Origin of the sequence: Loktanella sp. S4079, assembly GCF_000967725.1 — a bacterium.
GTDB lineage: Bacteria > Pseudomonadota > Alphaproteobacteria > Rhodobacterales > Rhodobacteraceae > Yoonia.
Genome location: NZ_JXYE01000002.1, coordinates 433,983 through 455,996, shown reverse-complemented (window position 1 = coordinate 455,996; position 22,014 = coordinate 433,983). Strand labels below are relative to the sequence as shown.

The following is a 22,014-nucleotide window of genomic DNA, read 5'->3' as shown; positions in this document are numbered from 1 at the left end:
ACCCGCATGTGAGGTCAATGCACCTTGGCAATTGTCGGCATATATGCTCTGTCATGCGCACAAGATTGTTAACGAGATGCCCCAGATGACCCTTCGCTACGCCCTGCCAATCATGCTTGCCTTGACCAGCCCAGCTTCTGCGGTGGAACTCGATTCCCTGACTGATGCCGAACGGGCCGCGTTCCGGGCAGAGGTACGGGCCTACCTGCTTGAAAACCCCGAAGTGCTGCAAGAAGCCATCGGCGTGCTTCAGCAACGTGAACAGCAGGCACAAACGGTCTCTGACTCCCAGTTGATCGCCGACTATAGCGAAGAACTCTTTAATGACCGCCATTCATTTGTTGGCGGCAACCCGGCCGGTGACATTACTATTGTTGAGTTTCTGGATTACCGTTGCGGTTATTGCAAACGCGCATTTCCTGAAATTGAGTCTCTTATCGCGGCGGATGCCAACATTCGTTTCGTCGTCAAAGAATACCCGATTTTGGGCGAACAATCGGTGCTTGCCTCGCGGTTCGCTGTTGCAACCCTTCTGGTCGCGGGGGATGACGCGTACAAAGCTGTGCACGACACGTTGATGGAATTCCGGGGCGACATAAACCAAGCAAGCATGACACGCTTGGCGGAAGTGCTTAATTTGGACGCGACCGCAATTATTGAACAAATGGATTCAGACGAGGTAACCGCAATCATTTCTGCAAATCGCGAACTAGGGCAAAAAATGCAAATTTCCGGGACTCCGACCTTTGTTGTCGAAGACCAATTGGTCCGTGGTTACGTGCCCTTGGACGTGATGAAACAATTTGTCGCCGAGCTACGTGAATAATCAACCATTCGTGTAATCTTTCATCAGCTCTGGTCGACAAGTGTTAAAGGCGCACTAATTCCTGTGCGCACACACCAACAAGGAGCTGGACATGACAACACGTCGTACTTTTCTACGAACTGCTGCAGCGCTAGGGACAACAACGCTCTTGCCGTATAGATTGCATGCGGCCGGGCATAGCGCCGATAGCTTTGAAACCGTAAATGGGATGGTCACCATTCACCCTGTCGCACATGCGTCATTTGTGATGGAGACACCAGCGGGCACCGTCTACGTCGACCCTGTGGGCGCAGCAACGCTCTATGCCGATCTGCCACCCGCTGATTTTATCTTGATCACCCACGAACACGGCGATCACTATAACGCTGAGACGCTTGCCGAACTCGCGGGCGAAGGCACCGCCATCATCAGCAACCCTGCCGTCTATGACATGATGCCCGCGGCCTTGCAGGGGCAGACCACAGCAATTGCCAACGGGGAAACGGCGCGCGCTGGCGAAATCGGCCTCGAGGCAATTCCCGCCTATAATATCTCCGAAGACCGGCTGAACTTTCACCCACAAGGGCGCGACAATGGCTATGTCGTCTCTGTTGATGGGCTACGGGTCTATATTTCAGGCGATACCGAAGACATCCCCGAGATGCGCGCGCTTGAAAACATTGATGTCGCCTTTGTCTGCATGAACCTTCCCTTTACGATGGATTCTGATGCAGCGGCCTCGGCCGTAAGCGAATTCGCCCCGAACTACGTCTACCCCTACCATTACCGAGGGCGCGACAACGGCACCCAAGACCCCGAAGACTTCGCAGCCGCACTCCAAAGCGAAACAGAAGTCAAAATGGGCAATTGGTACAGCTAAATCAACGCAGCAGGGCAGCTTTCGCTGCCCTGTAAAATGTCGTCATCAGACAAAGCAACAAAAATAAGAATTCGTCCCCTCGCCATCCAATTCTGGCCTTGAATGCTTGCGTGCCGTCCATTTAACTTCTTCTTTATATTTTGTGGATTTTCTCGAAATAATTTACGGTCTTAGATTAAGGAATTTAGATTGGCTAATGCAGAAGTACTTATCCCTACAATTGCCCTTGCCCTAATTATTTGCGTAGTACTGTTACGGCGTAACACCTCGAAAGACAGTAGGACGGAGCCAACTACCAATATTATCACGCCCCCTCCATCGCCCAAGAAACCAAAAGCTATTAAGTTAAGCGATAGCTCAAGATTTGACGCGCAATCAGCGCACCCGATCGATGAAAAACGAATACTGACTGGTCTTGCTTACATTACCGATGGTGACACAATCACTGTCGAAAAAACTCAAATCCGGCTTTTTGGAATTGACGCCCCCGAACTGAACCATCCTTACGGCAAAAAAGCAAAGTGGGCGCTGCACAAACTTTGTAATGGGCATATCATTCGAGCAGAAATAACTGACGAGGACGACTACGGCCGAACCGTTGCCCACTGCTACCTGCCTGACGGTCGTGATCTTTCTGCTGAAATGGTAAAATTGGGCCTTGCAATAGACTGGCCGAAGTATTCGGGTGGAAAGTATAGTGAAATGGAAACACCTGATGCACGAAAGAAGCTATTCTTGGCAGATGCTCGGCAAAAGGGACGAATGTTCATTTGGGACAAATTTGAAGCCCGTCAGTCTAAGAAGCAGTGATAAGGAGGATCTGAACTGGTCAACTTTTCAGATACTCAAACGAAGAAGCTGTCGTCCAAGACTGCGGAAATAAGCCAAGTGAACGATAACTACTCTGCAGCTTTCACACTCTGCGCGGCTTCCAATTCTTCGGCTTTCTTTTCGACTTGATCGACGATGTGGTCGATCATTTCTGCGTTGGTTTGCTTGTGACTTTGTTTACCGGCGAGATAGATCATGCCAGACCCGTTCCCGCCGCCTGTAAAGCCGACATCGGTCATAAGCGCCTCGCCGGGGCCGTTCACGACGCAGCCGATGATGCTTAAGCTCATCGGCGTTTTGATGTGCTCTAGACGCTTCTCCAAAATCTCTACGGTTTTGATCACATCAAACCCCTGACGCGCACAGGATGGGCACGAAATAATGTTCACACCGCGGTGGCGAAGCCCGAGGGACTTGAGGATTTCAAATCCCATTTTCACTTCTTCGACGGGATCAGCGGACAGAGACACGCGGATCGTGTCGCCGATCCCCATCCACAGCAGGTTCCCCATCCCGATCGCGGATTTCACAGTGCCGCTGATCAGCCCGCCCGCCTCTGTAATGCCAAGATGGATTGGCGCGTCGGTCGCATCGGCGAGCTGCTGATAGGCGGCGGCGGCCATAAAGACATCCGACGCCTTACAACTGATCTTAAATTCGTGGAAATCGTTGTCTTGCAGGATTTTGATGTGATCGAGCCCGCTTTCGACCATCGCATCAGGACAGGGCTCTCCGTATTTATCCAGCAAATGCTTTTCCAGCGACCCTGCGTTCACCCCGATACGGATCGAACAATTATGGTCGCGCGCGGCTTTGATCACCTCTTTGACGCGCTTTTCGTCACCGATGTTACCCGGGTTGATGCGCAGGCAGGCAGCCCCGGCCTCAGCGGCCTCAATCCCGCGTTTATAGTGGAAATGGATATCCGCAACGATGGGGACCGAGACCTCAGGCACAATTTCACGGAGCGCCTTGCTCGATGCTTCATCAGGAACAGACACACGCACAATGTCAGCGCCGGCATCGGCAGCTGCCTGAATTTGTGTGATTGTCGCCTTCACGTCCGTTGTCAGCGTATTGGTCATGGTCTGCACCGAAATAGGTGCATCCCCCCCAACGGGCACGGAACCAACCATGATCTGACGTGATTTCCGACGCTCAATCGTGCGCCAAGGACGGATATTGTTCAAAGACATGAGGCTGCTTTCAGGCAATCGCGATTTGCCCTCAATCTAAGCATCTATGACTGCCGCAGCAACCGGTCTTGGTGGGTTATTCAGTCACGCTGTTCTCTGCGACACGTACGACTTCGGCTAGGTCAGCATCAGCTTCTAGATCCGCGACGGCATAGGCTTCACGCAGGTTATCGGCGCTCAAAGCGACGTTAGAGGTCACAACGCCACTTTGGCCGACAGGACCGTAATGCACGCCGTTCACGGCAAAATACATTGCACCACTTTCACCAACGCGTAATGTTGCAGGCGCTTCTGTCGCGGGTACTTCGAAATTCTCGCCAGGGGCCATCACGCCTTCGAAGATCACTGTACCGTCTGCCGACCGAACGCGGACCCATGCTGGTCGCACCGCGACCAGTTGGACTTCTGGCACATCAGGTTCAACGACCTGAACTGCCGGCGGATGCGGCGTGTTGGAGACTTCTTCGGCCACGACGACTTCTTCAGGGGTATCAGGGACGATAGACCCAATTGAACCCGGGTTCAGCGTCGAGATCGGCGCATCACGCGCCACCAATACAGGTAAATCCAGCGCTTGTGGACGGTACAAACGATCCAAAGCCTCGCGGGACGGTGTATTTGTGAACCCTGTCAGGGGATCAGAAGTTTCGACCGCATTTACCGCACCTGATAGTGGGTCAAGCTCTGACACGATTGCGGGCGCCTGCTCTACTGGCGCAAATTGGACTTTTTGCACCTCTTGTAGAACGGTCCATCCGCCATACCCCAGCCCGCCGATCAGCGCGACCAACACCATGAGCGAGCCGATCGCGCGCGGTTCAAACTGTGCAAACACCGCATCACCTGCTGGAATGAACGGTGTTGCCGAGCTTGAGAAGATATCTTTGCCCAGCGGGGCGGCAATGGGTTCACCAGATTTTCCCTGCCGCGAAGACGCCTCGGCCGACATGCCATGTGCGGTTGCAAAACCGCTCTCATTACAAAAGGTCGCAAAGGCCTCGTCCGGGTCCATACGCAAGTAGCGTGCGTATGACCGCACGTAGCCCGCGATAAATCCGGGGGTATCGAAGGCAGAGGGATCAGCATTTTCAATGGCGGCGATGTAAGCTGCTTTGATCTTAAGCTCGCGCTGAACGTCCAATAGGCTTTTGCCCATGGTCGCGCGTTCACCGCGCATCAGATCACCCAGTCGCAATTCAAAGTCGTCAAAGCTTTTCGCTTGAACGTCCTTCGGTGCGTTTTCGCGCTTGAAGGTCTTCCCGATCATCGACTGTCCCGTCGGTTACTGCCCCGTGGTTCTACATGTAACACGAATCAACCGCGCGTGAGAACCTTTTCAATCAATAGCATACCGACACCCGCCATGCATATGTTGAAAAAAGGTTAACCAGCAAGTTCAGCGCGATTTAGCGCACAATGTGACCAAAGACTGTCCAAAGCACCCACTAGTGCATCCATTTCACGCGGCCCGTGAACAGGCGAAGGCGTAAAGCGCAAACGCTCTGTTCCGCGTGGAACAGTCGGGAAATTGATCGGCTGTACATAGATACCAAACTCAGACAGCAGCATATCAGACAGCTTTTTGGTGTGGATCGGGTTGCCAACAATCAAGGGAACGATGTGCGTTCCGTGGTCGATGATAGGTAGCCCCATCCCCTTGAGGCGCAGCTTTAGAATTTTCGCCTGCGTTTGGTGCTGAAGCCGCAAAGTGTCGTCTGACTTCAGATGTGCAACGCTTGCCGCAGCACCAGCAGCGACCGCTGGCGGTAAGCTGGTCGTAAAGATGAAGCCCGGCGCGTAAGAGCGGATAGCGTCACACATTTTTGCGGATGCAGCGATATAACCGCCCATCACACCGTATGCTTTGGCCAATGTACCGTTGATGATGTCGATACGACCCATCAGGCCATCACGTGCAGCAACCCCTGCCCCACGAGGTCCGTACATGCCAACGGCGTGCACTTCGTCGATATAGGTCAGCGCGCCGAATTCGTCTGCGAGGTCGCAGATTTCCGCGATTGGGCCAAAATCGCCATCCATGGAATAGATGGATTCAAATGCAATCAGTTTCGGCGCGGCAGGATCGTCAGCGGCCAGCAATTCACGCAGGTGTTCGACATCGTTGTGGCGGAAAATGCGCTTTGCACCACCGTTGCGGCGCACGCCTTCGATCATAGAGGCATGATTCAACGCGTCAGAATAAATGATAAGACCGGGAAACAGCTTGGGCAGCGTGCTGAGCGTCGCGTCATTGGCGATATAAGCCGAAGTAAACAACAAGGCTGATTCTTTTTGGTGTAGATCGGCAAGCTCTGCTTCGAGCCGCTTATGATAAACGGTCGTACCAGAGATATTGCGCGTACCACCGGATCCAGCGCCCGTTGCATCCACCGCCTCGTGCATCGCGGCCAATACGACAGGATGCTGGCCCATACCCAGATAATCATTGCCACACCACACCGTTACAGGTGCTTCGGACCCGTCATCTTTGCGCCACGTGGCATGAGGAAACTGACCGCGCTTGCGCTCGATATCAATGAAGGTCCGATAGCGGCCTTCTTCGTGCAAACGGTCAATCGCAGCTTCCAACTGAGCGGTATAGTCCACTGATACTTCCTTCATCTTGCGCGTCAAAACAACGATCGCCTCATCGTTTTGAATCGTTCTAAGTGTCATATAGGGCCAAACCAGTCCAAGCAATACGCTACAAACTGTCGCCCCCTATAACCTTAGTGCCGGTCAAAGATACGCAAGACGTTGACCTAGATCAATGAATACGGAGATTTGATCGCAACGTCAGCTGGTGCCCATTCGTAAGCACGTTCAAAATAACGGTTAACCATCCACAAAAAGCGTCCGTGCCCGCCAGCTAGCATCAGGTCGTAATCACAACTGTCATAGGTGGGCATTTCTTTGTGTGTCTCCAACATGGACTGGGCCACACCTTGTTGCAAAAGTTGGCTTCGAACGGCGCGACGTTGGTCGTAAACCTGCACCGCGCGCAGCAGGCCTTCGCCGAGCTCAGACAGGTCGACCATCCTCAGCGCCGCAAAAAGCTCACTGCCAGTGTACGGCAAACCATTCTCATAGCTTTCCAAAAGACGACAGCCCGGCTCGCGCAGCATCCGCTCTGCAAAAGCGAGCCGTCCAGCCACAAGTTCTTCGTCGGGTGTCATATGGGCACCACAGCGGTCTTTGGCCTGGCAATGTCGCAATAGCGTTTCCCAAAAACTTTTGTCTGCTGGGCGCTTTGCGGCCCCCACAACCAGCGTCACCTCTTCGTCTGCAGGTGGTTCAGTACGCGCGGCTGGCACGACCAATTGTCTATCGATAGCCGAATAGGGATCCATAGCACTGGACTGATCATGTTGCTCGTTTGGTGCCGCCGGTTTAGCAAATGCACTGTGCGGCTGCTCAGGTGCCCAAGGGTAGGACGACTCCAAATATCTGTTCGCCGCATGAATGAACCGGCCCTGACCACCATGCACTTTGAGTGACGCATCCAATTGCGTATAGGTTGGCATATTCGGATGTGATGCGACCTGTTCGGCGGGCATACCGCTCGCCACGTAGTCTTGGCTCAACTGATAGCGCTGAAGGTGAATTGCTAAGGCCGCTTCGATACAGGAATTGAGCTCACTCAACCCTAACTTCTCCAACATTGACCGCAATTCGTGACTGCGAAAAGGTGCAATGCCATCAAAGCTGTCGAAATGCGCTAAACCCTTTGAACCAGCCACATCATATAGAAACCCCATCACCCCGACTGTTTCGCGTTCGTAATCATTCATCACCTCGCCAGTGCGCTTCTTTTCTTCGGCGAATGCACGCAGCGTTTCAAAATACCTGCCATCCATCGGGCGCGGGGCCAGCCTCAGCGGCAGAGGCGGCGGTACGAACCGATGCGGGTACAGATCGCCCGCAGCAATCGCTTGTGCGAACCTCTCAGGTTCACGCATCGGATCTATCGACGCATTCCTTTTCAAGCGGCGTCCACGGATACGATCTCCGATAACCATCAATATCTTAAATGGCACAGCAATAACGATTACCGCGCTGATCATAAACTGGGCGAAAGCCATCTTGCGCACGTCTCGACTGGTGTTTTCGAAATCAAAAGCGACGTCTATCAAATTCTGAAAATACTCAATCATGTCATCGGCCTATAAATAACCCTTGGCGCTAATTAATCCGCTCCGACATGGCCCAAGTCAAACAGTTATGCGTTTTGGATTGACGCCCGCGCCAATCGTGCCACCCTGTCCACATCCCAACATAGGACTCATCATATGACACTCGATCCCGTCCTCTCGCGTATTGACAGTGAACTGCACGCGGCAACAGAGCGGCTGCTTGAACTTTTGCGCATTCCATCCATTTCAACCGACCCTGCCTATAAGGGCGACTGCGACACTGCCGCCGACTGGCTTGTCGCTGATCTGCAAAGCATCGGGTTTGAGGCATCCAAACGCCCGACCCCAGGTCACCCGATGGTCGTTGCACATTACGATGGCGAGGGGCCGCATGTCCTTTTCTACGGGCACTACGACGTACAGCCAGTTGACCCGCTGGATCTCTGGGATCGCGACCCATTTGACCCGCAAATCGAGGACACCCCAAACGGCAAAGTAATCCGAGGGCGCGGTTCTTCGGACGACAAGGGGCAGTTGATGACATTCGTCGAGGCCTGCCGTGCCTGGAAGGCCGAACATGGCAAACTACCCTGCAAAATCACGCTCTTCTTTGAAGGCGAAGAAGAATCCGGGTCACCGTCGCTCACGCCCTTTATGCAAGAAAACGCAGAAGAGCTAACCGCCGACATTGCGCTAATCTGCGACACTGGCCTCTATGGCGACAGCACGCCCGCTATCATCACACAGCTACGCGGGCTACTTGGCGAAGAACTGACCATCACTGGCCCGAACAAGGACCTGCATTCGGGCATGTACGGCGGTATCGCAATGAACCCTGCCCGTGTGCTGGCCAAAATCATCGCAGCCCTACATGACGAAGATGGCCGGATCACGATCCCAGATTTCTACGACGGGGTCCCCGAGCTTTCGAACGAGCTCGCCGCGGCATGGGATGACCTGAAATTCGACGAAAAGAAATTCTTGGGCGAGGTCGGTCTGTCAGAACCCGCTGGCGAAAAAGGTCGCCGTCCGCTGGAAATGATCTGGTCCCGCCCCACCTGCGAGGTCAACGGCATTTGGTCCGGCTACACCGGCGATGGTTTCAAAACAGTCCTTCCTTCTGAAGCACATGCAAAAATCAGTTTTCGGTTGGTCGGCACGCAAGACCCGCTCAAAATTCGCGAGAATTTTCGGAAAATGGTCCAAGATATGCTGCCCGCCGATTGCAGCGTCACCTTTAGCGACCATGGGGCAAGTATGGCTGGGCAAATGACAACCACCCACCCCGCCTTTGATCAAGCCAAGAAAGCGCTCTCGGATGAGTGGCCAAATGCAGCCGCCTATGTCGGCTGTGGCGGCTCGATTCCGATTGCGGGGCATTTCAAGGAAATCTTGAATATGGACGCGATGCTTATTGGCTTTGGCAAGGATGACGATCAAATCCACAGCCCAAATGAAAAATACGATCTGTCCTCGTTCCATAAAGGGATCAGATCATGGGCACGGATATTGGACGCAATGACCTAACGGATAAAGGGCTGGCTAAAATGCCAGCCCTTTCTATTTGAGCGACAGATGACCCCGAGGTCATTAGAAACGCAAATTCTTTAACAGGTCGCACATCTACTTACTGATCGAGTTTAAATTCATAGCATGGTGTCACGTAAACTGCGCAACCGATGCACCCTCATGACGCCCTCGACCACAAATTTCAGGTTTCTAATTACCACTCCAAGGCAGCAACTTTCCGCCCCCATAGCTTTGCCATAAATGTCCGGATCAATAGTGGCCACTGCGATCATCAAGCGTGTCGCGAACCCAATACCGGCGAGACACTCTCCAAGCCGCTCGCGCAAGATGCGTAGGGTGGATCTTGATCCACCAACCGGACACAACAACTCTCAAGAGAATAGATAATCATCTGTAAAGATAAGATGGCGCGGTTGACGGGGCTCGAACCCGCGACCCCCGGCGTGACAGGCCGGTACTCTAACCAGCTGAGCTACAACCGCGCATCGTATTTCGTTCAAGACTGTAAGTAGTGGCGCGGTTGACGGGGCTCGAACCCGCGACCCCCGGCGTGACAGGCCGGTACTCTAACCAACTGAGCTACAACCGCGCATCTACTTTCCGGTCTGTGACCGAACGTGGGGTGCTTCTAAGTCTGCGCCAGCCTGCCGTCAAGCGCCCTAGTGACAAAAAATGACATCAAGTGAATGTTTTCCAAAACTCACTGATTTCGGCGATTGATCACGCTGAAAACTGAAAGAAACACGCCACCCAGATCGGAGGCATGTTGGCCAAATTTGTATCTACATATGGTGGTAATGGTGGGTGATGAGAGGCTCGAACTCCCGACATCTTCCGTGTAAAGGAAGCGCTCTACCAACTGAGCTAATCACCCGATGGGGCGTGATTTAGGCTATCCCGCGGCGGGGTGCAAGCTAAGAAATCAACTTTTGTGAACCATTTTTCAAATGATAGACGCAGCCCTGCCCGCCATGGATATCTGAACCTGCCAAACCTGTGGTTCCGACAACCAGTTCACGCAAAGTGCGCCCAGTGACACCATGTGTCACGACCACCGCTGGCCCCTTTAAATCATACAAAAAAGCGCGACAGCGTTCACGCACCGCTGCAATCCCCTCTCCGTTTGGGGCGATCTCGTACTGCGCCATATAGGGATCATCCGCTTCGGGCAGTGGTAAGGTATCTCGTAGTAATCCGGACCAATCACCGACACCAATTTCCCTCAGCCGGGGGTCTGTTTCGATATTTTGCGCGATTTGCGCCAAAGCGATTCCCGCTGTCTGCACCGCCCTGCCCTGAGGGCTACTCAAAAATGCGAATCCCTTGAGATCACAACCTGCGAGAATCTCACCTTGTCGGACGGCCTGCGCCTGCCCTAGTGGGGTCAGGGGAGAATTCAATTCGCCCTGCATCCGCCCCTCTTGATTCCAAAGGGTTTGGCCATGACGTAGGATATAAAGTTCGGGGAAATTCAATGTTCGACCTTCGGGGTTGGCCCTGTCACGCTATGCTGGATATTAGTTTGCGGTTTCTTACGATTCTGTGCGCTGCTTGGGGGTCCGAATCTTAGCAGTCATCACTTTACCGCCCTGCGTCAGATCCTTGGCTTTGACGATTCGCAGTTTTCCCAGAGGCGGGATGTTCAAATCTTCGCCGCGCTCCAAAGCTTCGCCAAGAACAGCGAGTGCTGCTTCGACGGCAGGCTTCACATCGCGTTTCTTGAGACCTGTTCGCGCGACTACCTCCTCAAACAAAGCGGGCTTTTTCAGCACGTTTTCAGGCGCTTCATTTTGATCTTCAGTCTCAGACATTGGCATTCCCTATCGTTCCAGCACTCATGATTCATATATTAATTCGTCGTTCATCCACGCGCACATAAAAAAGGCGCGCTGTAATAGCGCGCCTTTGATCTATTCGGATGGGCTTAGTGGGCTCTTGCCCCTGCTGCTTCTGCATTCGCCCGCAGCGCTGCCGCCGCGGCTTCTTCTGCCGCCTCGTCCCATTCGATGGCTTCAGGCTTGCTGACCAATGCGTGTTCCAGCACCTCGGAGACGTGTTTCACAGGGATAATCGTAAGCCCCTCTTTCACGTTGTCTGGAATTTCAGGCAAGTCCTTCGCGTTGTCCTGAGGAATCAAAACAGTTTTGATCCCACCACGCAGCGCAGCCAGTAGTTTTTCCTTGAGGCCACCGATTGGCATTGCGTTTCCGCGTAGTGATACCTCACCCGTCATGGCAACATCTTTGCGCACGGGGATTTTAGTCAGCACAGATACAATTGATGTCACCATGGCCAGACCTGCTGAAGGTCCGTCTTTGGGCGTGGCCCCGTCAGGGACGTGCACGTGAATGTCCAATGTATCGAACTGCGGAGGCTTGATACCGATCTCAGGCGCGATCGAACGTACGTAAGACGACGCAGCATCGATCGATTCCTTCATGACATCACCCAGCTTACCGGTCGTTTTCATACGCCCCTTACCCGGCAGACGCAGTGCTTCGATGTTTAGCAACTCACCACCAACGCTTGTCCATGCCAGCCCGGTCACGACACCAACCTGATCCTGCTCTTCGGCCAAGCCAAAGCGGTGTTTTTCAACGCCCAAGAATTCGTTCAGGTTTTCGGCTGTGACCTCGATCACTTTTGCCTCTTTCTTAACGATCTTGGTCACCGCTTTACGGGCAACCTTGGCCAGTTCTCGTTCAAGGTTCCGCACACCTGCTTCGCGGGTGTAGACGCGGACCATGGACAGCAGCGCATCATCAGAAACGCTGAACTCGGATGGCTTCAGGCCGTGGTTCTTCATGACCTTCGGCAACAAGTGCTGCTTTGAGATTTCGACCTTTTCATCCTCGGTGTAGCCCGACAGTGAAATGATCTCCATCCGGTCCAACAGTGGCCCAGGCATGTTATAGCTGTTCGCCGTTGTCAGGAACATCACGTTCGACAGGTCATATTCGACCTCGAGGTAGTGATCGACGAATGTGCCGTTCTGTTCCGGGTCCAAGACCTCAAGCATCGCCGACGCAGGGTCGCCACGGAAATCCTGCCCCATCTTGTCGATTTCATCGAGCAAGATCAGCGGGTTCGTGGTTTTCGCCTTTTTCAGCGCTTGAATGATCTTACCGGGCATAGACCCGATATAAGTCCGACGGTGACCGCGAATCTCAGATTCGTCGCGCACCCCACCAAGGCTGATGCGGATAAATTCACGACCCGTTGCTTTGGCCACAGATTTCCCAAGGCTGGTTTTACCAACACCCGGAGGGCCGACAAGGCACATGATCGGGCCTTTCAGCTTTTTAGAGCGCTGCTGCACCGCAAGATATTCCACGATCCGCTCTTTGACCTTTTCAAGACCAAAGTGATCCGAATCGAGAACCTTTTGCGCGTGTCCCAGATCTTTCTTGGTGCGTGACTTGGTGCCCCACGGCACGGCCAAAATCCAATCAAGATAGTTGCGCACAACGGTCGCTTCGGCAGACATAGGCGACATATTCTTGAGCTTTTTCAGCTCTGTATCGACCTTTTCTTTTGCCTCTTTCGACAGCTTGGTTTCAGCAATTTTGGCTTCAAGCTCGGCCACTTCGTTCTGGCCATCTTCACCATCGCCCAATTCCTTCTGAATGGCCTTCATTTGCTCATTCAGATAGTATTCGCGTTGGGTGCGCTCCATCTGGGATTTAACGCGTGTCTTGATCTTTTTCTCGACTTGCAGGACAGACATTTCGCCCTGCATCAGCCCGAAAACTTTCTCAAGCCGTTCGGTCACAGACAGGGTTTCTAGCAAACCCTGCTTTTGATCCACTTCGATCCCCAGATGTCCGGCAACGAGGTCGGCCAGTTTTGCAGGCTCAGTCGCCTCACCAACGGCGGCCATCGCTTCTTCGGGGATGTTTTTCTTGATCTTTGCGTAACGCTCAAACTCGGCGGCGACATTGCGGACAAGCGCCTCTTCCTCGGCGGCGTCGCCAGATGTTTCGTCGAGATACTCGGCTGACGCTTCGAAAAAGTCGATATTTTCGACAAATCCGGTAATGCGCACGCGGCTACGGCCTTCGACCAAAACCTTCACGGTACCGTCAGGCAGCTTGAGTAGCTGAAGCACATTTGCCAGAACGCCAGTCTTATAGATCCCATCTTGAGCTGGATCATCCTCGCCAGCGTCAATTTGGCTCGACAACAGAATCTGTTTATCGTCCTGCATCACCTCTTCGAGAGCGCGGACCGATTTTTCACGCCCAACGAACAAGGGCACGATCATATGTGGAAACACCACAATGTCGCGCAGCGGCAGAACGGGATAAGATGAACTCAACGGTTCTTGCATATTCTCTTCCTTTATTGGCAAGACACCCAGCCCCGATAACGGCAGCTTAAGGCATCTCCTCTTGCCTAGTGCATGTGGGGTTGATGGGGGCGCCTTTCAACCAAACACGTCGTGATTTCGCGCCGTAGACTGCCTGTGTCTGTCCCCAGCCGCAACCATACAAACGCAAAAATATTAAGACAGAGTCACGAATTCCTGACTTTGCACAACTATTTTTAGATTGCGGCCATTCTAATGGATGATCCTGCTATTCTTAAGGCGCGAATATGCCTGAAAAACGATCTCGCGGGTTTCTATGAAACGCGGCTGCCGTTTTACAATGGCTCTATATCCCCTTGCGCACGTACGGCCTGAAAATCAGCCTCCCACGCGTCAAACGTGTTGGCAGCAATCGCATCGCGCATACCCTGCATGATTTCTTGGAAATAGTGCAGATTGTGCCAAGTCAGCAGCATACCGCTAATCATTTCTTGGGCACGGAAGACATGGTGCAGATAGGCACGCGAATATTTGCTACATGCCGGGCAGGTGCAATTTTCATCCAATGGGCGCGGGTCATCTGCATGGCGCGCGTTCTTGATGTTTATCGTTCCGCGACGGGTAAAGACTTGCCCCGTGCGCCCTGAACGGCTGGGCAGGACGCAGTCCATCATGTCGATGCCGCGTTTGACCGCGCCAACGATATCGTCAGGCTTACCAACCCCCATCAAATAGCGAGGCTTATCGACGGGCAGCTGATCAGGTGCGAAATCCAACACACTAAACATGGCCTCTTGGCCTTCGCCCACGGCAAGCCCACCAACGGCGTAGCCGTCGAATTCAATATCACGGAGCGCTTGCGCTGATTCTGCGCGCAGATCTTCCTCAAGCCCGCCCTGCTGAATACCAAACAGCGCATGCCCCGGACGGTCGCCAAATGCGTCGCGCGACCGCTGCGCCCAGCGCATCGACAGGCGCATGCTTTCGGCGATACGGTCCCGATCCGCAGGCAAAGCAGGACATTCGTCAAAACACATCACAATGTCAGACCCCAGCAAACGCTGGATTTCCATCGAGCGCTCTGGCGTCAATTCGTGACGCGAGCCGTCAATGTGCGATTTAAAGGTCACGCCTTTTTCAGTCAGCTTACGTAACTCAGCCAAGGACATGACCTGAAAGCCGCCGCTATCCGTCAGAATCGGCTTATCCCAATTCATGAATTTGTGCAGGCCACCCAAACGATCAATGCGTTCGGCCGTTGGGCGCAACATCAGGTGATAGGTATTCCCCAGCAGAATATCGGCCCCAGTTGCCGCCACGCTTTCGGGCATCATCGCCTTGACGGTTGCAGCTGTGCCAACAGGCATGAACGCGGGCGTGCGAATATCGCCGCGCGGCGTCGAGATTACACCAGTGCGGGCTTTGCCGTCAGTGGCGCTCAATGTGAATGAAAAACGTTTTGTCATGCGCTCTCTTCTCTGATCCTGAAACAAATGCCAAGAGCAAGCGGTACGCAATCGCTGCGTCATGGTCCTGCGCTCTACCCTTTACGGCCCCGATCACGATCCTTATATGTTTCGTCAGGATTTTAGGGAACCAAAGTCATGACAGACACGAATGCACAGCTCGAAGGCACACCAATGATTGCGCCCTCGACAACAGATCATCCGCTTTTTGATCAAGTTGTCGAAGCCTGTCGTTCGGTCTATGACCCCGAAATTCCAGTGAATATCTATGATCTTGGACTGATCTACACGATTGATATCAAAGAAGATAACGCCGTAAATATCATCATGACCCTGACCGCTCCTGGCTGTCCCGTTGCCGGCGAAATGCCTGGCTGGGTTGCCGACGCGATTGAGCCGCTACCCGGCATTAAACAGGTTGATGTCGAGATGACGTTTGAACCCCAGTGGGGCATGGAGATGATGTCAGACGAAGCCCGCCTTGAGCTTGGGTTTATGTAGAGCGCCTCATTTGGTGACTTGCTGACGGGCGACCTTTTGGGTCGCCTTTTTTGTATCGGGGTTTTGACCAGCACCCTGAAAGAGCTGCGAAACCAAAAACGCAACCCTTTTAGATTGCGAAATTAAAAACGCACCCTATATTGGGTGCATGAGTAGCCATAACCACATAGAAATCGCGGTCCTCACTGGCGACATCGTGAGATCAACTGCGCTGGGCGAACTACGGCTCGAGGCGGCGCTCGTCGCGCTGGAAAACTGTGCGATCACGCAAGAACGCTGGACAGGCGCATCATTGCAGTTCACGCGACACCGCGGCGATGGCTGGCAAGTCGCATTGACGCAGCCACAATTCGCGCTCCGCTCTGCCCTTGCCTTTCGGGCAGCACTGCGCAGCAGCGACCCGGAATTCGACAGTTACATCGGGATCGGTCAGGGCCGCGCGCCCCAAACGCTGCCAACAGATTTAAATCGCGAAAGCAGCGAGGCATTTATCAAATCAGGGCACACGCTTGATACGATCAAAGCATCCACTGACAGCCAACGCATCGCACATGCAAGCCAATCTGCAATTGGGGCTGCGACAATCCTTGCCGATTATATCTCTCAAGGCTGGACGCAAGCGCAGGCAGCCGCCATACTCTATGCCATCACGTCGCTCGAAGATATTTCATACACTTACATTGCTAAACAGCTTGGCAAATCACGCCAAGCAGTCACAAAATCATTAGACGGCGCAGGGTTTCCTGCCATCCAAGCCGCGCTCACGACACTGGAAAGAGATTTCGCATAATGTTTGAGACCCTTGCCGCACTTTTCTTTGCGCATGTCCTTGCGGATTACGTTTTGCAGACCAGTAAAATGGTCGAGACGAAAGACAAATTCACGACAATGCTTTTGCACACGCTTGCGGTCTATTGGACAGCGGCAATCGCGCTGGGGTCGATTGACTGGCCGCTCTTGGTTTTGGCAGGGCTGCATCTGCTTATCGACATTGGAAAAACGCTTTGGATCACCAAGGGCAAGGGTGACGGAATCAAACCCTATCTGGTCGATCAAATGGCACATATTATGTCCCTCATTGCGCTATCTGCCATCTTTCCAACCCTATGGCACAACGGCCTATGGGCCGAAGGTGGGTTCATCAACGCAAGCACATGGGCCCCAAAACTGATGCTACTGTGCGCCGGGGCAATCTATGCGACCCGCGCGGGCGGCTTTGCTGTTGGCAAGCTGATGACACCCTTTGCAGAAGGCGCCCCCAAAGAAAGCTTACCCGCAGGCGGTATGATGATCGGTCTACTGGAACGCGGTCTTATCTATCTGATGTTTTTGGCCGGACAGCCCGCGGCAATCGGTTTCCTTATCGCGGCGAAATCTGTTCTACGCTTTGATGCAGCATCCAATAACGCAAAGGCAGAATATGTCATCATTGGCACACTGGCATCATTTAGCTGGGCCATCGCCATCGCGCTTTTTGTGCTGACTCTGAACAACGGGCTAAACGGCATCCCACTTCTTGAGATCATGCCACCAAAGGACTAAGTTACCTGCAAAGGAGAACACAGATGTTCGGTATTCCAGGTAAACAAGCGGTCACAATAACCCCTAAAGCTGCTGCAAAAATCGCAGCGCTGATGGAAAAGGATGGCCATGAGGGGCTGCGGATTGGCGTCAAGAAAGGCGGCTGCGCAGGCATGGAATACACAATGGACTATGTCACCGAAATTGACCCACTCGATGAAGTCGTGGAACTGGACGGCGCACGCGTCATGATCGCCCCGATGGCGCAAATGTTCCTCTTTGGCACCGAGATTGATTACGAAACCTCGCTGCTCGAATCCGGTTTCAAGTTCCGCAATCCAAATGTGGTTGATGCCTGCGGTTGCGGTGAATCCATCAAATTCGACGATTCCCTATCCGCCAAAGCCTAAGGCTTGTTCAGATGAACGTATGTCTCGGCGTAACGTTTGTCTAAATGCTCTTGTGCCTTAATCACCTGCCCCGATCCAATCGGGGCCACATTGGCATCATGATTAGGATTAAAGAAAAGCGGCACGGAAATCCGCGCATGATCAGGGCCGATAACGCGATGCGGCGTCGCCTTGATACGGCCATTGCTCCACATATCCAGCATCTCGCCAAAATTGATCACGAACTCTCCGGGTTGTGCAGAGACAGGTATCCAACCGCCACCGCGTTTACGCACTTCAAGCCCCGGCGATCCATCAGTGGCAAGCAATGTCAGACAGCCATAGTCCGTATGTGTCGCTATCCCAAAATCGTTCTCGCCAGCCCACTCCGGGCGTTGGGGATAGTAGTTGCCCCGCAATAGCGCCATCGGCCGATCAAAGAGCGGACGGAAGTAATCACCATCTTCACCGGTCGCCTCTGCAATCGCACAAAGCAGGTCCAGTGCGAATGTGGTCGCCTGCGCATAATAGGTGCGCAACATATCAGCGAACCCTAACGGTGCATCGGGCCATTGATTGGGCGCATAGCATGATAACTGGGTCAACGGATCATCCACAGGCAATTCCAGCCCACAATCAAACACCTGTTTGTAATCTGGGTTCGCATCGGGATCGACTTGTTCAGACCCCGGCGCACCCCATCCACGGTTGGACCCCGTTTGCGCCATATCAAATTGCGACTTCGCCGCGGCTGGCAATTCAAAGAACGCCTTATAGGCCGCTATAACATCCTGAACACGCTCTGCCGAAATCGGTGTATTGTGAACCGTCATAAAGCCGACACCGCCTGCAGCGACGCGTACCGCCTCAACCGAGGCAGGATCACCGGCCAGCAAAGCAGCAGCATCAATACGCGGAATAATCATATCTGACATGGGACCCCTTCCGATCTAAGCCCTTGCTTGATAGCAATAACCGAACGCAGACAAAAGGATGTGCTGATGCCGCGTAAACTTGCCGCTGGAAACTGGAAAATGAACGGGCTTCGTGCCAGCCTGAGCGAACTCGAAACATTGGCAGCGCGGCATTCAGACGCCAGCGTCGATATCCTGATTTGTCCGCCTGCTACATTGATTGGCGCGTGTCAGAACACCTTGTTCGATGTCGGCGGCCAAGACTGCCACACCGCCGAATCCGGTGCGCACACAGGTGACATCAGCGCGCAAATGCTAGCCGATGCAGGCGCGACCTATGTGATCACCGGGCATTCCGAACGGCGGGCCGATCACGGTGAAACAGATGAAATCGTCGCTGCTAAATCCGATGCAGCGTATAAAGCCGGCCTAATCGCAGTGATTTGCGTTGGCGAAACGCTGGACGAACGCGAAGCGGGCACAACGCTCGACATCATCGATGGACAACTGGCAGGATCGATTCCCGAAGGGGCGACAGCAGACAACACCGTCATCGCCTATGAACCCGTCTGGGCGATCGGTACGGGCAAAGTTCCCACCCTTGAACAAATCGCCGAAGTCCACGCGCACATCCGCGCTAAACTACAGGCAAGGTTCAGCGACGGCGCTGACATGCGTATCCTTTATGGCGGATCAGTCAAAGGCAGCAACGCCGCAGACATCTTTGGCGTTCCACACGTCGATGGTGCCCTGGTCGGCGGCGCAAGCCTCAAGGCTGACGACTTCAGCCCCATCATCAGCGCGCTTGAAGCAAGCTAACAACAAAAGTGGCTTGGCGCACCTTAGCCAAGCCACACCCTACGCGGGCTGCCACAGTTCGATTGGATTGCCCTCTGGATCATGAATGCGCGCAAATTTCCCGACGCCTTCCATGACCATCTTTTCTCCGACCGCAATGCCAGACGATTGCAACTCAGCGCATGCCGCATCCAAGTCTGCAACGCGGAAATTCAGCATAAACGCATGATCCTGCGGGAAATAATCTGTCTTTGCATCAAACGGGGCAAAGATCGTCACACCTTCATCAGTCTTCCACGGTTCCATCGCGGCATCTGATGGCGCAGGAGCGATCCCAAGATGTTCTTCATACCATTGCGCCAGCGCACTCGGGTCATTTGAGCGGAAAAATAGCCCGCCTATCCCCAGAACTTTCACCATTGGCGGCACCTCCAAAGTTTCTTCAAAATAGGAACAGATCATGTGCCTGAACCCAACAACGATAACCGTTTCATTCGCGCAACCAATTCAATAATCGTTGATTATCTCGGCGTATCAGACATGCGGACTCAATTTGTGGCGTTCGAATTCCCCCCCAGCACAGAGGCCAAAAAAGCAGCGATCACAAACAATCGAAGTCTCAAGAGATACTCCATCGCGGTCAACAGCTTGCATGGATCCGTGAGGCGGTTCAAACCAACACTATGCAACGTTTTTCTCAGTCGCCAACCGACCCCGCCTTTGTCCAAAATCCCTATCCATTTTATGACCGCGCACGTGCTGCGGGTGATTTCTTTTGGTGGGAAGACTACGACATGCCCTGCGCGGTATCTTACGCGGCGGTGCGTGACGTTCTGCGCAGCCGCAAAATGGGCCGCGAAAGCCCGCCCGAGCTCGCCCCTGACATCCCTGCCCGCCTCCAGCCGTTTTACGATATCGAAGCGCATTCCATGCTCGAACTCGAGGCGCCACGCCATACACGCCTCAGGTCACTGGTGCTACGTGCCTTTACCAGCCGGGCCATCGCAGCGTTGGATAGCGGCATTCATGAGCTATGCCATCAATTGATCGACAACTTTCCCTCGGAACCCTTTGATCTACTGACGTATTATGCACAGCCCGTGCCCGTAGTTGTCATCTCGCGCCTGCTTGGCGTACCCGAAGACCGCGCGGACGATTTGCTACGATGGTCCAATGCAATGGTTGCCATGTATCAGGCCGGCCGCACCCCACAGACCGAGGCCGCCGCCGTCCAAGCCAGCCTTGATTTCAGCGCCTTCATGCGCGGCTATATCGCCCAGCGTCGCAAGACTCCTGGCGACGATCTGATCTCAACCTTGATTGCAGCAGAAGAAGACGGTGAAAAACTCTCTGAAGAAGAGCTGATCACAACTTGTATCCTGCTTCTGAATGCGGGGCACGAGGCCACAGTCCATACGCTGGGAAATGGCGTAAAGACCCTGCTCGAACGGGACATACGCGAGGTATCCGAGACTTGCGTCGAGGAAATCATCCGTTTTGATCCGCCGCTGCACATGTTCACGCGATGGGTCTACGAAGACGTGACCATCGGCGAGCAATCCTTCAAACGCGGCGACCAAATCGCCTGCCTACTCGGCGCCGGAAACCGAGACCCTATCGCCTACGATGCCCCCAACACATTCGACCCCACACGCAAGGGCCCCCAAAACACCAGCTTCGGAGGCGGCATTCACTTTTGCGTCGGAGCACCACTGGCACGGCTCGAACTGAACATCGCACTCAAAGTGCTATTCGAACGCTGCCCGAGCCTACAACTCACCGAGGCACCGCAATACGGAGATGTATTTCACTTCCATGGGTTGGAGAAGTTGATGGTAAAGTCATAACACTGGATAACCTAGTAAGCTTTAGTAGTATTCCTAAGTTTGAAATTGGATTCATTGAGGTATCAATACGTGAACAACATTTTCAAAACGCTCTCGCTAGTGACGTTCATGCTCAGCGGACAGGCAATTTTGGCCACCCCCCTGTCCGACGCAAGATATATTGCGCAACGAGACTTAGATCACGCGGCGCTGAGTACGATGCAGCGCCTTCTTAAGGGACAGTTTGTAAACGTCTACTTAAGACCCTTCTCGGGACTTGGAATCGAGGTCATTGATGAAGACCGGTTCATTGACTTGATCCCTGACGAAGATGTTGCGCCGTTCCTTGATCACTATCTAGCGCAATCAGCTGAAAACTATCTTTCGATCTATACACCCGAACAGCTTGCGTCGATGGCAACACTTTTGCGTACAAACGATGATGCATCGATGGAAGAAATTTTATCCGAAGAATACCGAAGAGAACTAGAAATCGCAGTTGAAAAAGCCCGCACCACAGCACAGCCATCCGGCTCAGACGATCCACTAGTGTTGGGACTTGAAGAGATGATCGTGCAACTTGAGGCAATAAACGTCATGCTCGACGGCGATGGTGCCGAAGCAATTGCGCAGCATTTCACTGCATCCATCGCCCCACTGTTCATGCTCATGCGTTACAGTCGTGAGATATCTCAGCTTGAACGGGATTTCGACAATCCCGTCACCATCGCGGTTCTAAACGAGCATGGGATTCTAAGATTCGCAAACCCCGTGCAGCGGCAAACGTTACTCCGGCAACTTTCTGCATCAAAAGACACGGGAGGCATTCAGTTTATAACGCCTCCTCGGACGACGGAAACAGATTAAGCGGTTCGAGTGCTTCAGCATCGCTTTCTCTTAAATTGTGGGCGCCCG

General features: G+C 53.5%; 21 protein-coding genes and 3 tRNA genes. 11 read left to right on the top strand and 13 right to left on the bottom strand.

Features of this window, described 5'->3' with window-relative positions:
- The first annotated feature begins 85 nt into the window (after nucleotides 1–85).
- The 3 genes from TW80_RS03435 to TW80_RS03425 all read left to right on the top strand — a co-directional run bounded on the left by TW80_RS03435 (nucleotide 86) and on the right by TW80_RS03425 (nucleotide 2,495).
- Nucleotides 86–826 (top strand): DsbA family protein, encoded by a 741-nt coding sequence (locus TW80_RS03435; RefSeq protein WP_157033200.1) that lies wholly within the window; start codon nucleotides 86–88, stop codon nucleotides 824–826.
- A 91-nt stretch (nucleotides 827–917) separates the two neighbouring features.
- Nucleotides 918–1,685 (top strand): MBL fold metallo-hydrolase, encoded by a 768-nt coding sequence (locus TW80_RS03430; RefSeq protein WP_045995933.1) that lies wholly within the window; start codon nucleotides 918–920, stop codon nucleotides 1,683–1,685.
- Nucleotides 1,686–1,874: 189 nt separating this feature from the next.
- A complete protein-coding gene (locus tag TW80_RS03425; RefSeq protein ID WP_239450481.1) occupies nucleotides 1,875–2,495 on the top strand; it encodes a thermonuclease family protein in 621 nt (206 codons plus the stop codon).
- Between the two features lie 89 nt (nucleotides 2,496–2,584).
- Here the strand turns inward: TW80_RS03425 and ispG are convergent, their stop codons facing one another.
- The 4 genes from ispG to TW80_RS03405 form a co-directional block, all read right to left on the bottom strand.
- Entirely contained in the window at nucleotides 2,585–3,712 is a 1,128-nt protein-coding gene (gene ispG, locus TW80_RS03420; RefSeq protein WP_045995932.1) for a flavodoxin-dependent (E)-4-hydroxy-3-methylbut-2-enyl-diphosphate synthase, read from the bottom strand.
- 76 nt (nucleotides 3,713–3,788) lie between these two features.
- The gene (locus TW80_RS03415) at nucleotides 3,789–4,979 is read right to left on the bottom strand and encodes a helix-turn-helix domain-containing protein (protein ID WP_045995931.1); all 1,191 of its coding nucleotides are present in this window, start codon (nucleotides 4,977–4,979) and stop codon (nucleotides 3,789–3,791) included.
- 116 nt (nucleotides 4,980–5,095) lie between these two features.
- Complete coding sequence (gene hemA, locus TW80_RS03410; protein WP_045996983.1) at nucleotides 5,096–6,319, bottom strand: 5-aminolevulinate synthase; 1,224 nt, start codon at nucleotides 6,317–6,319, stop codon at nucleotides 5,096–5,098.
- A 155-nt stretch (nucleotides 6,320–6,474) separates the two neighbouring features.
- Entirely contained in the window at nucleotides 6,475–7,866 is a 1,392-nt protein-coding gene (locus tag TW80_RS03405; protein WP_045995930.1) for a hypothetical protein, read from the bottom strand.
- Nucleotides 7,867–8,001: 135 nt separating this feature from the next.
- Here TW80_RS03405 and TW80_RS03400 point away from each other — a divergent pair, with 135 nt between their 5' ends.
- On the top strand, nucleotides 8,002–9,372 hold the full coding sequence (locus TW80_RS03400; protein WP_045995929.1) for a M20/M25/M40 family metallo-hydrolase: 1,371 nt from the start codon (nucleotides 8,002–8,004) through the stop codon (nucleotides 9,370–9,372).
- Nucleotides 9,373–9,780: 408 nt separating this feature from the next.
- Here the strand turns inward: TW80_RS03400 and TW80_RS03395 are convergent.
- The 7 genes from TW80_RS03395 to tgt all read right to left on the bottom strand — a co-directional run bounded on the left by TW80_RS03395 (nucleotide 9,781) and on the right by tgt (nucleotide 15,150).
- A tRNA-Asp gene (locus tag TW80_RS03395) sits at nucleotides 9,781–9,857 on the bottom strand.
- A gap of 30 nt (nucleotides 9,858–9,887) precedes the next feature.
- A tRNA-Asp gene (locus TW80_RS03390) sits at nucleotides 9,888–9,964 on the bottom strand.
- Between the two features lie 209 nt (nucleotides 9,965–10,173).
- Nucleotides 10,174–10,249: transfer RNA gene (locus TW80_RS03385), tRNA-Val, on the bottom strand.
- A gap of 40 nt (nucleotides 10,250–10,289) precedes the next feature.
- Entirely contained in the window at nucleotides 10,290–10,850 is a 561-nt protein-coding gene (locus TW80_RS03380; protein ID WP_045995928.1) for a histidine phosphatase family protein, read from the bottom strand.
- Nucleotides 10,851–10,907: 57 nt separating this feature from the next.
- Nucleotides 10,908–11,186, bottom strand: a complete 279-nt coding sequence (locus TW80_RS03375) for an HU family DNA-binding protein (RefSeq protein ID WP_052700940.1) — start codon at nucleotides 11,184–11,186, stop codon at nucleotides 10,908–10,910.
- 113 nt (nucleotides 11,187–11,299) lie between these two features.
- Nucleotides 11,300–13,705 carry an endopeptidase La gene (gene lon / locus TW80_RS03370; RefSeq protein ID WP_045995926.1) on the bottom strand — a complete coding sequence of 802 codons (2,406 nt, stop codon included), beginning with the start codon at nucleotides 13,703–13,705 and terminating at the stop codon, nucleotides 11,300–11,302.
- Between the two features lie 314 nt (nucleotides 13,706–14,019).
- Complete coding sequence (gene tgt, locus TW80_RS03365) at nucleotides 14,020–15,150, bottom strand: tRNA guanosine(34) transglycosylase Tgt (protein ID WP_045995925.1); 1,131 nt, start codon at nucleotides 15,148–15,150, stop codon at nucleotides 14,020–14,022.
- A 138-nt stretch (nucleotides 15,151–15,288) separates the two neighbouring features.
- Between tgt and TW80_RS03360 the strand changes: the two genes are divergently transcribed.
- From TW80_RS03360 to TW80_RS03345, 4 genes are all read left to right on the top strand, one after another.
- Nucleotides 15,289–15,651 carry an SUF system Fe-S cluster assembly protein gene (locus tag TW80_RS03360; RefSeq protein ID WP_045995924.1) on the top strand — a complete coding sequence of 121 codons (363 nt, stop codon included), beginning with the start codon at nucleotides 15,289–15,291 and terminating at the stop codon, nucleotides 15,649–15,651.
- Between the two features lie 148 nt (nucleotides 15,652–15,799).
- Nucleotides 15,800–16,441 (top strand): hypothetical protein, encoded by a 642-nt coding sequence (locus TW80_RS03355; RefSeq protein ID WP_052700876.1) that lies wholly within the window; start codon nucleotides 15,800–15,802, stop codon nucleotides 16,439–16,441.
- Nucleotides 16,441–17,193 (top strand): DUF3307 domain-containing protein, encoded by a 753-nt coding sequence (locus tag TW80_RS03350; RefSeq protein ID WP_045995923.1) that lies wholly within the window; start codon nucleotides 16,441–16,443, stop codon nucleotides 17,191–17,193. Before TW80_RS03355 ends, TW80_RS03350 begins: the two co-directional genes overlap by 1 nt.
- 23 nt (nucleotides 17,194–17,216) lie before the next feature.
- Nucleotides 17,217–17,582: a HesB/IscA family protein gene (locus TW80_RS03345; RefSeq protein ID WP_045995922.1), complete on the top strand. Its 366-nt coding sequence runs from the start codon at nucleotides 17,217–17,219 to the stop codon at nucleotides 17,580–17,582.
- On the opposite strand, the gene TW80_RS03340 is transcribed toward TW80_RS03345, so the two are convergent.
- A complete protein-coding gene (locus TW80_RS03340) occupies nucleotides 17,579–18,496 on the bottom strand; it encodes an isopenicillin N synthase family dioxygenase (protein ID WP_204218465.1) in 918 nt (305 codons plus the stop codon). The two genes, TW80_RS03345 and TW80_RS03340, sit on opposite strands and share 4 nt — an antisense overlap.
- 66 nt (nucleotides 18,497–18,562) lie before the next feature.
- On the opposite strand from TW80_RS03340, the gene tpiA reads away from it, so the two are divergent.
- Nucleotides 18,563–19,294, top strand: coding sequence for a triose-phosphate isomerase (gene tpiA, locus TW80_RS03335; protein ID WP_045995921.1), 732 nt, complete (start codon nucleotides 18,563–18,565; stop codon nucleotides 19,292–19,294).
- A 39-nt stretch (nucleotides 19,295–19,333) separates the two neighbouring features.
- Here tpiA and TW80_RS03330 read toward each other — a convergent pair whose 3' ends face one another.
- Nucleotides 19,334–19,693 (bottom strand): VOC family protein, encoded by a 360-nt coding sequence (locus tag TW80_RS03330; RefSeq protein WP_045996980.1) that lies wholly within the window; start codon nucleotides 19,691–19,693, stop codon nucleotides 19,334–19,336.
- A gap of 263 nt (nucleotides 19,694–19,956) precedes the next feature.
- Here TW80_RS03330 and TW80_RS03325 point away from each other — a divergent pair, with 263 nt between their 5' ends.
- Together TW80_RS03325 and TW80_RS03320 are read left to right on the top strand one after the other, a co-directional pair.
- Entirely contained in the window at nucleotides 19,957–21,120 is a 1,164-nt protein-coding gene (locus TW80_RS03325) for a cytochrome P450 (RefSeq protein ID WP_045995920.1), read from the top strand.
- 69 nt (nucleotides 21,121–21,189) lie between these two features.
- Entirely contained in the window at nucleotides 21,190–21,966 is a 777-nt protein-coding gene (locus tag TW80_RS03320) for a hypothetical protein (RefSeq protein WP_045995919.1), read from the top strand.
- Nucleotides 21,967–22,014 lie beyond the last annotated feature (48 nt).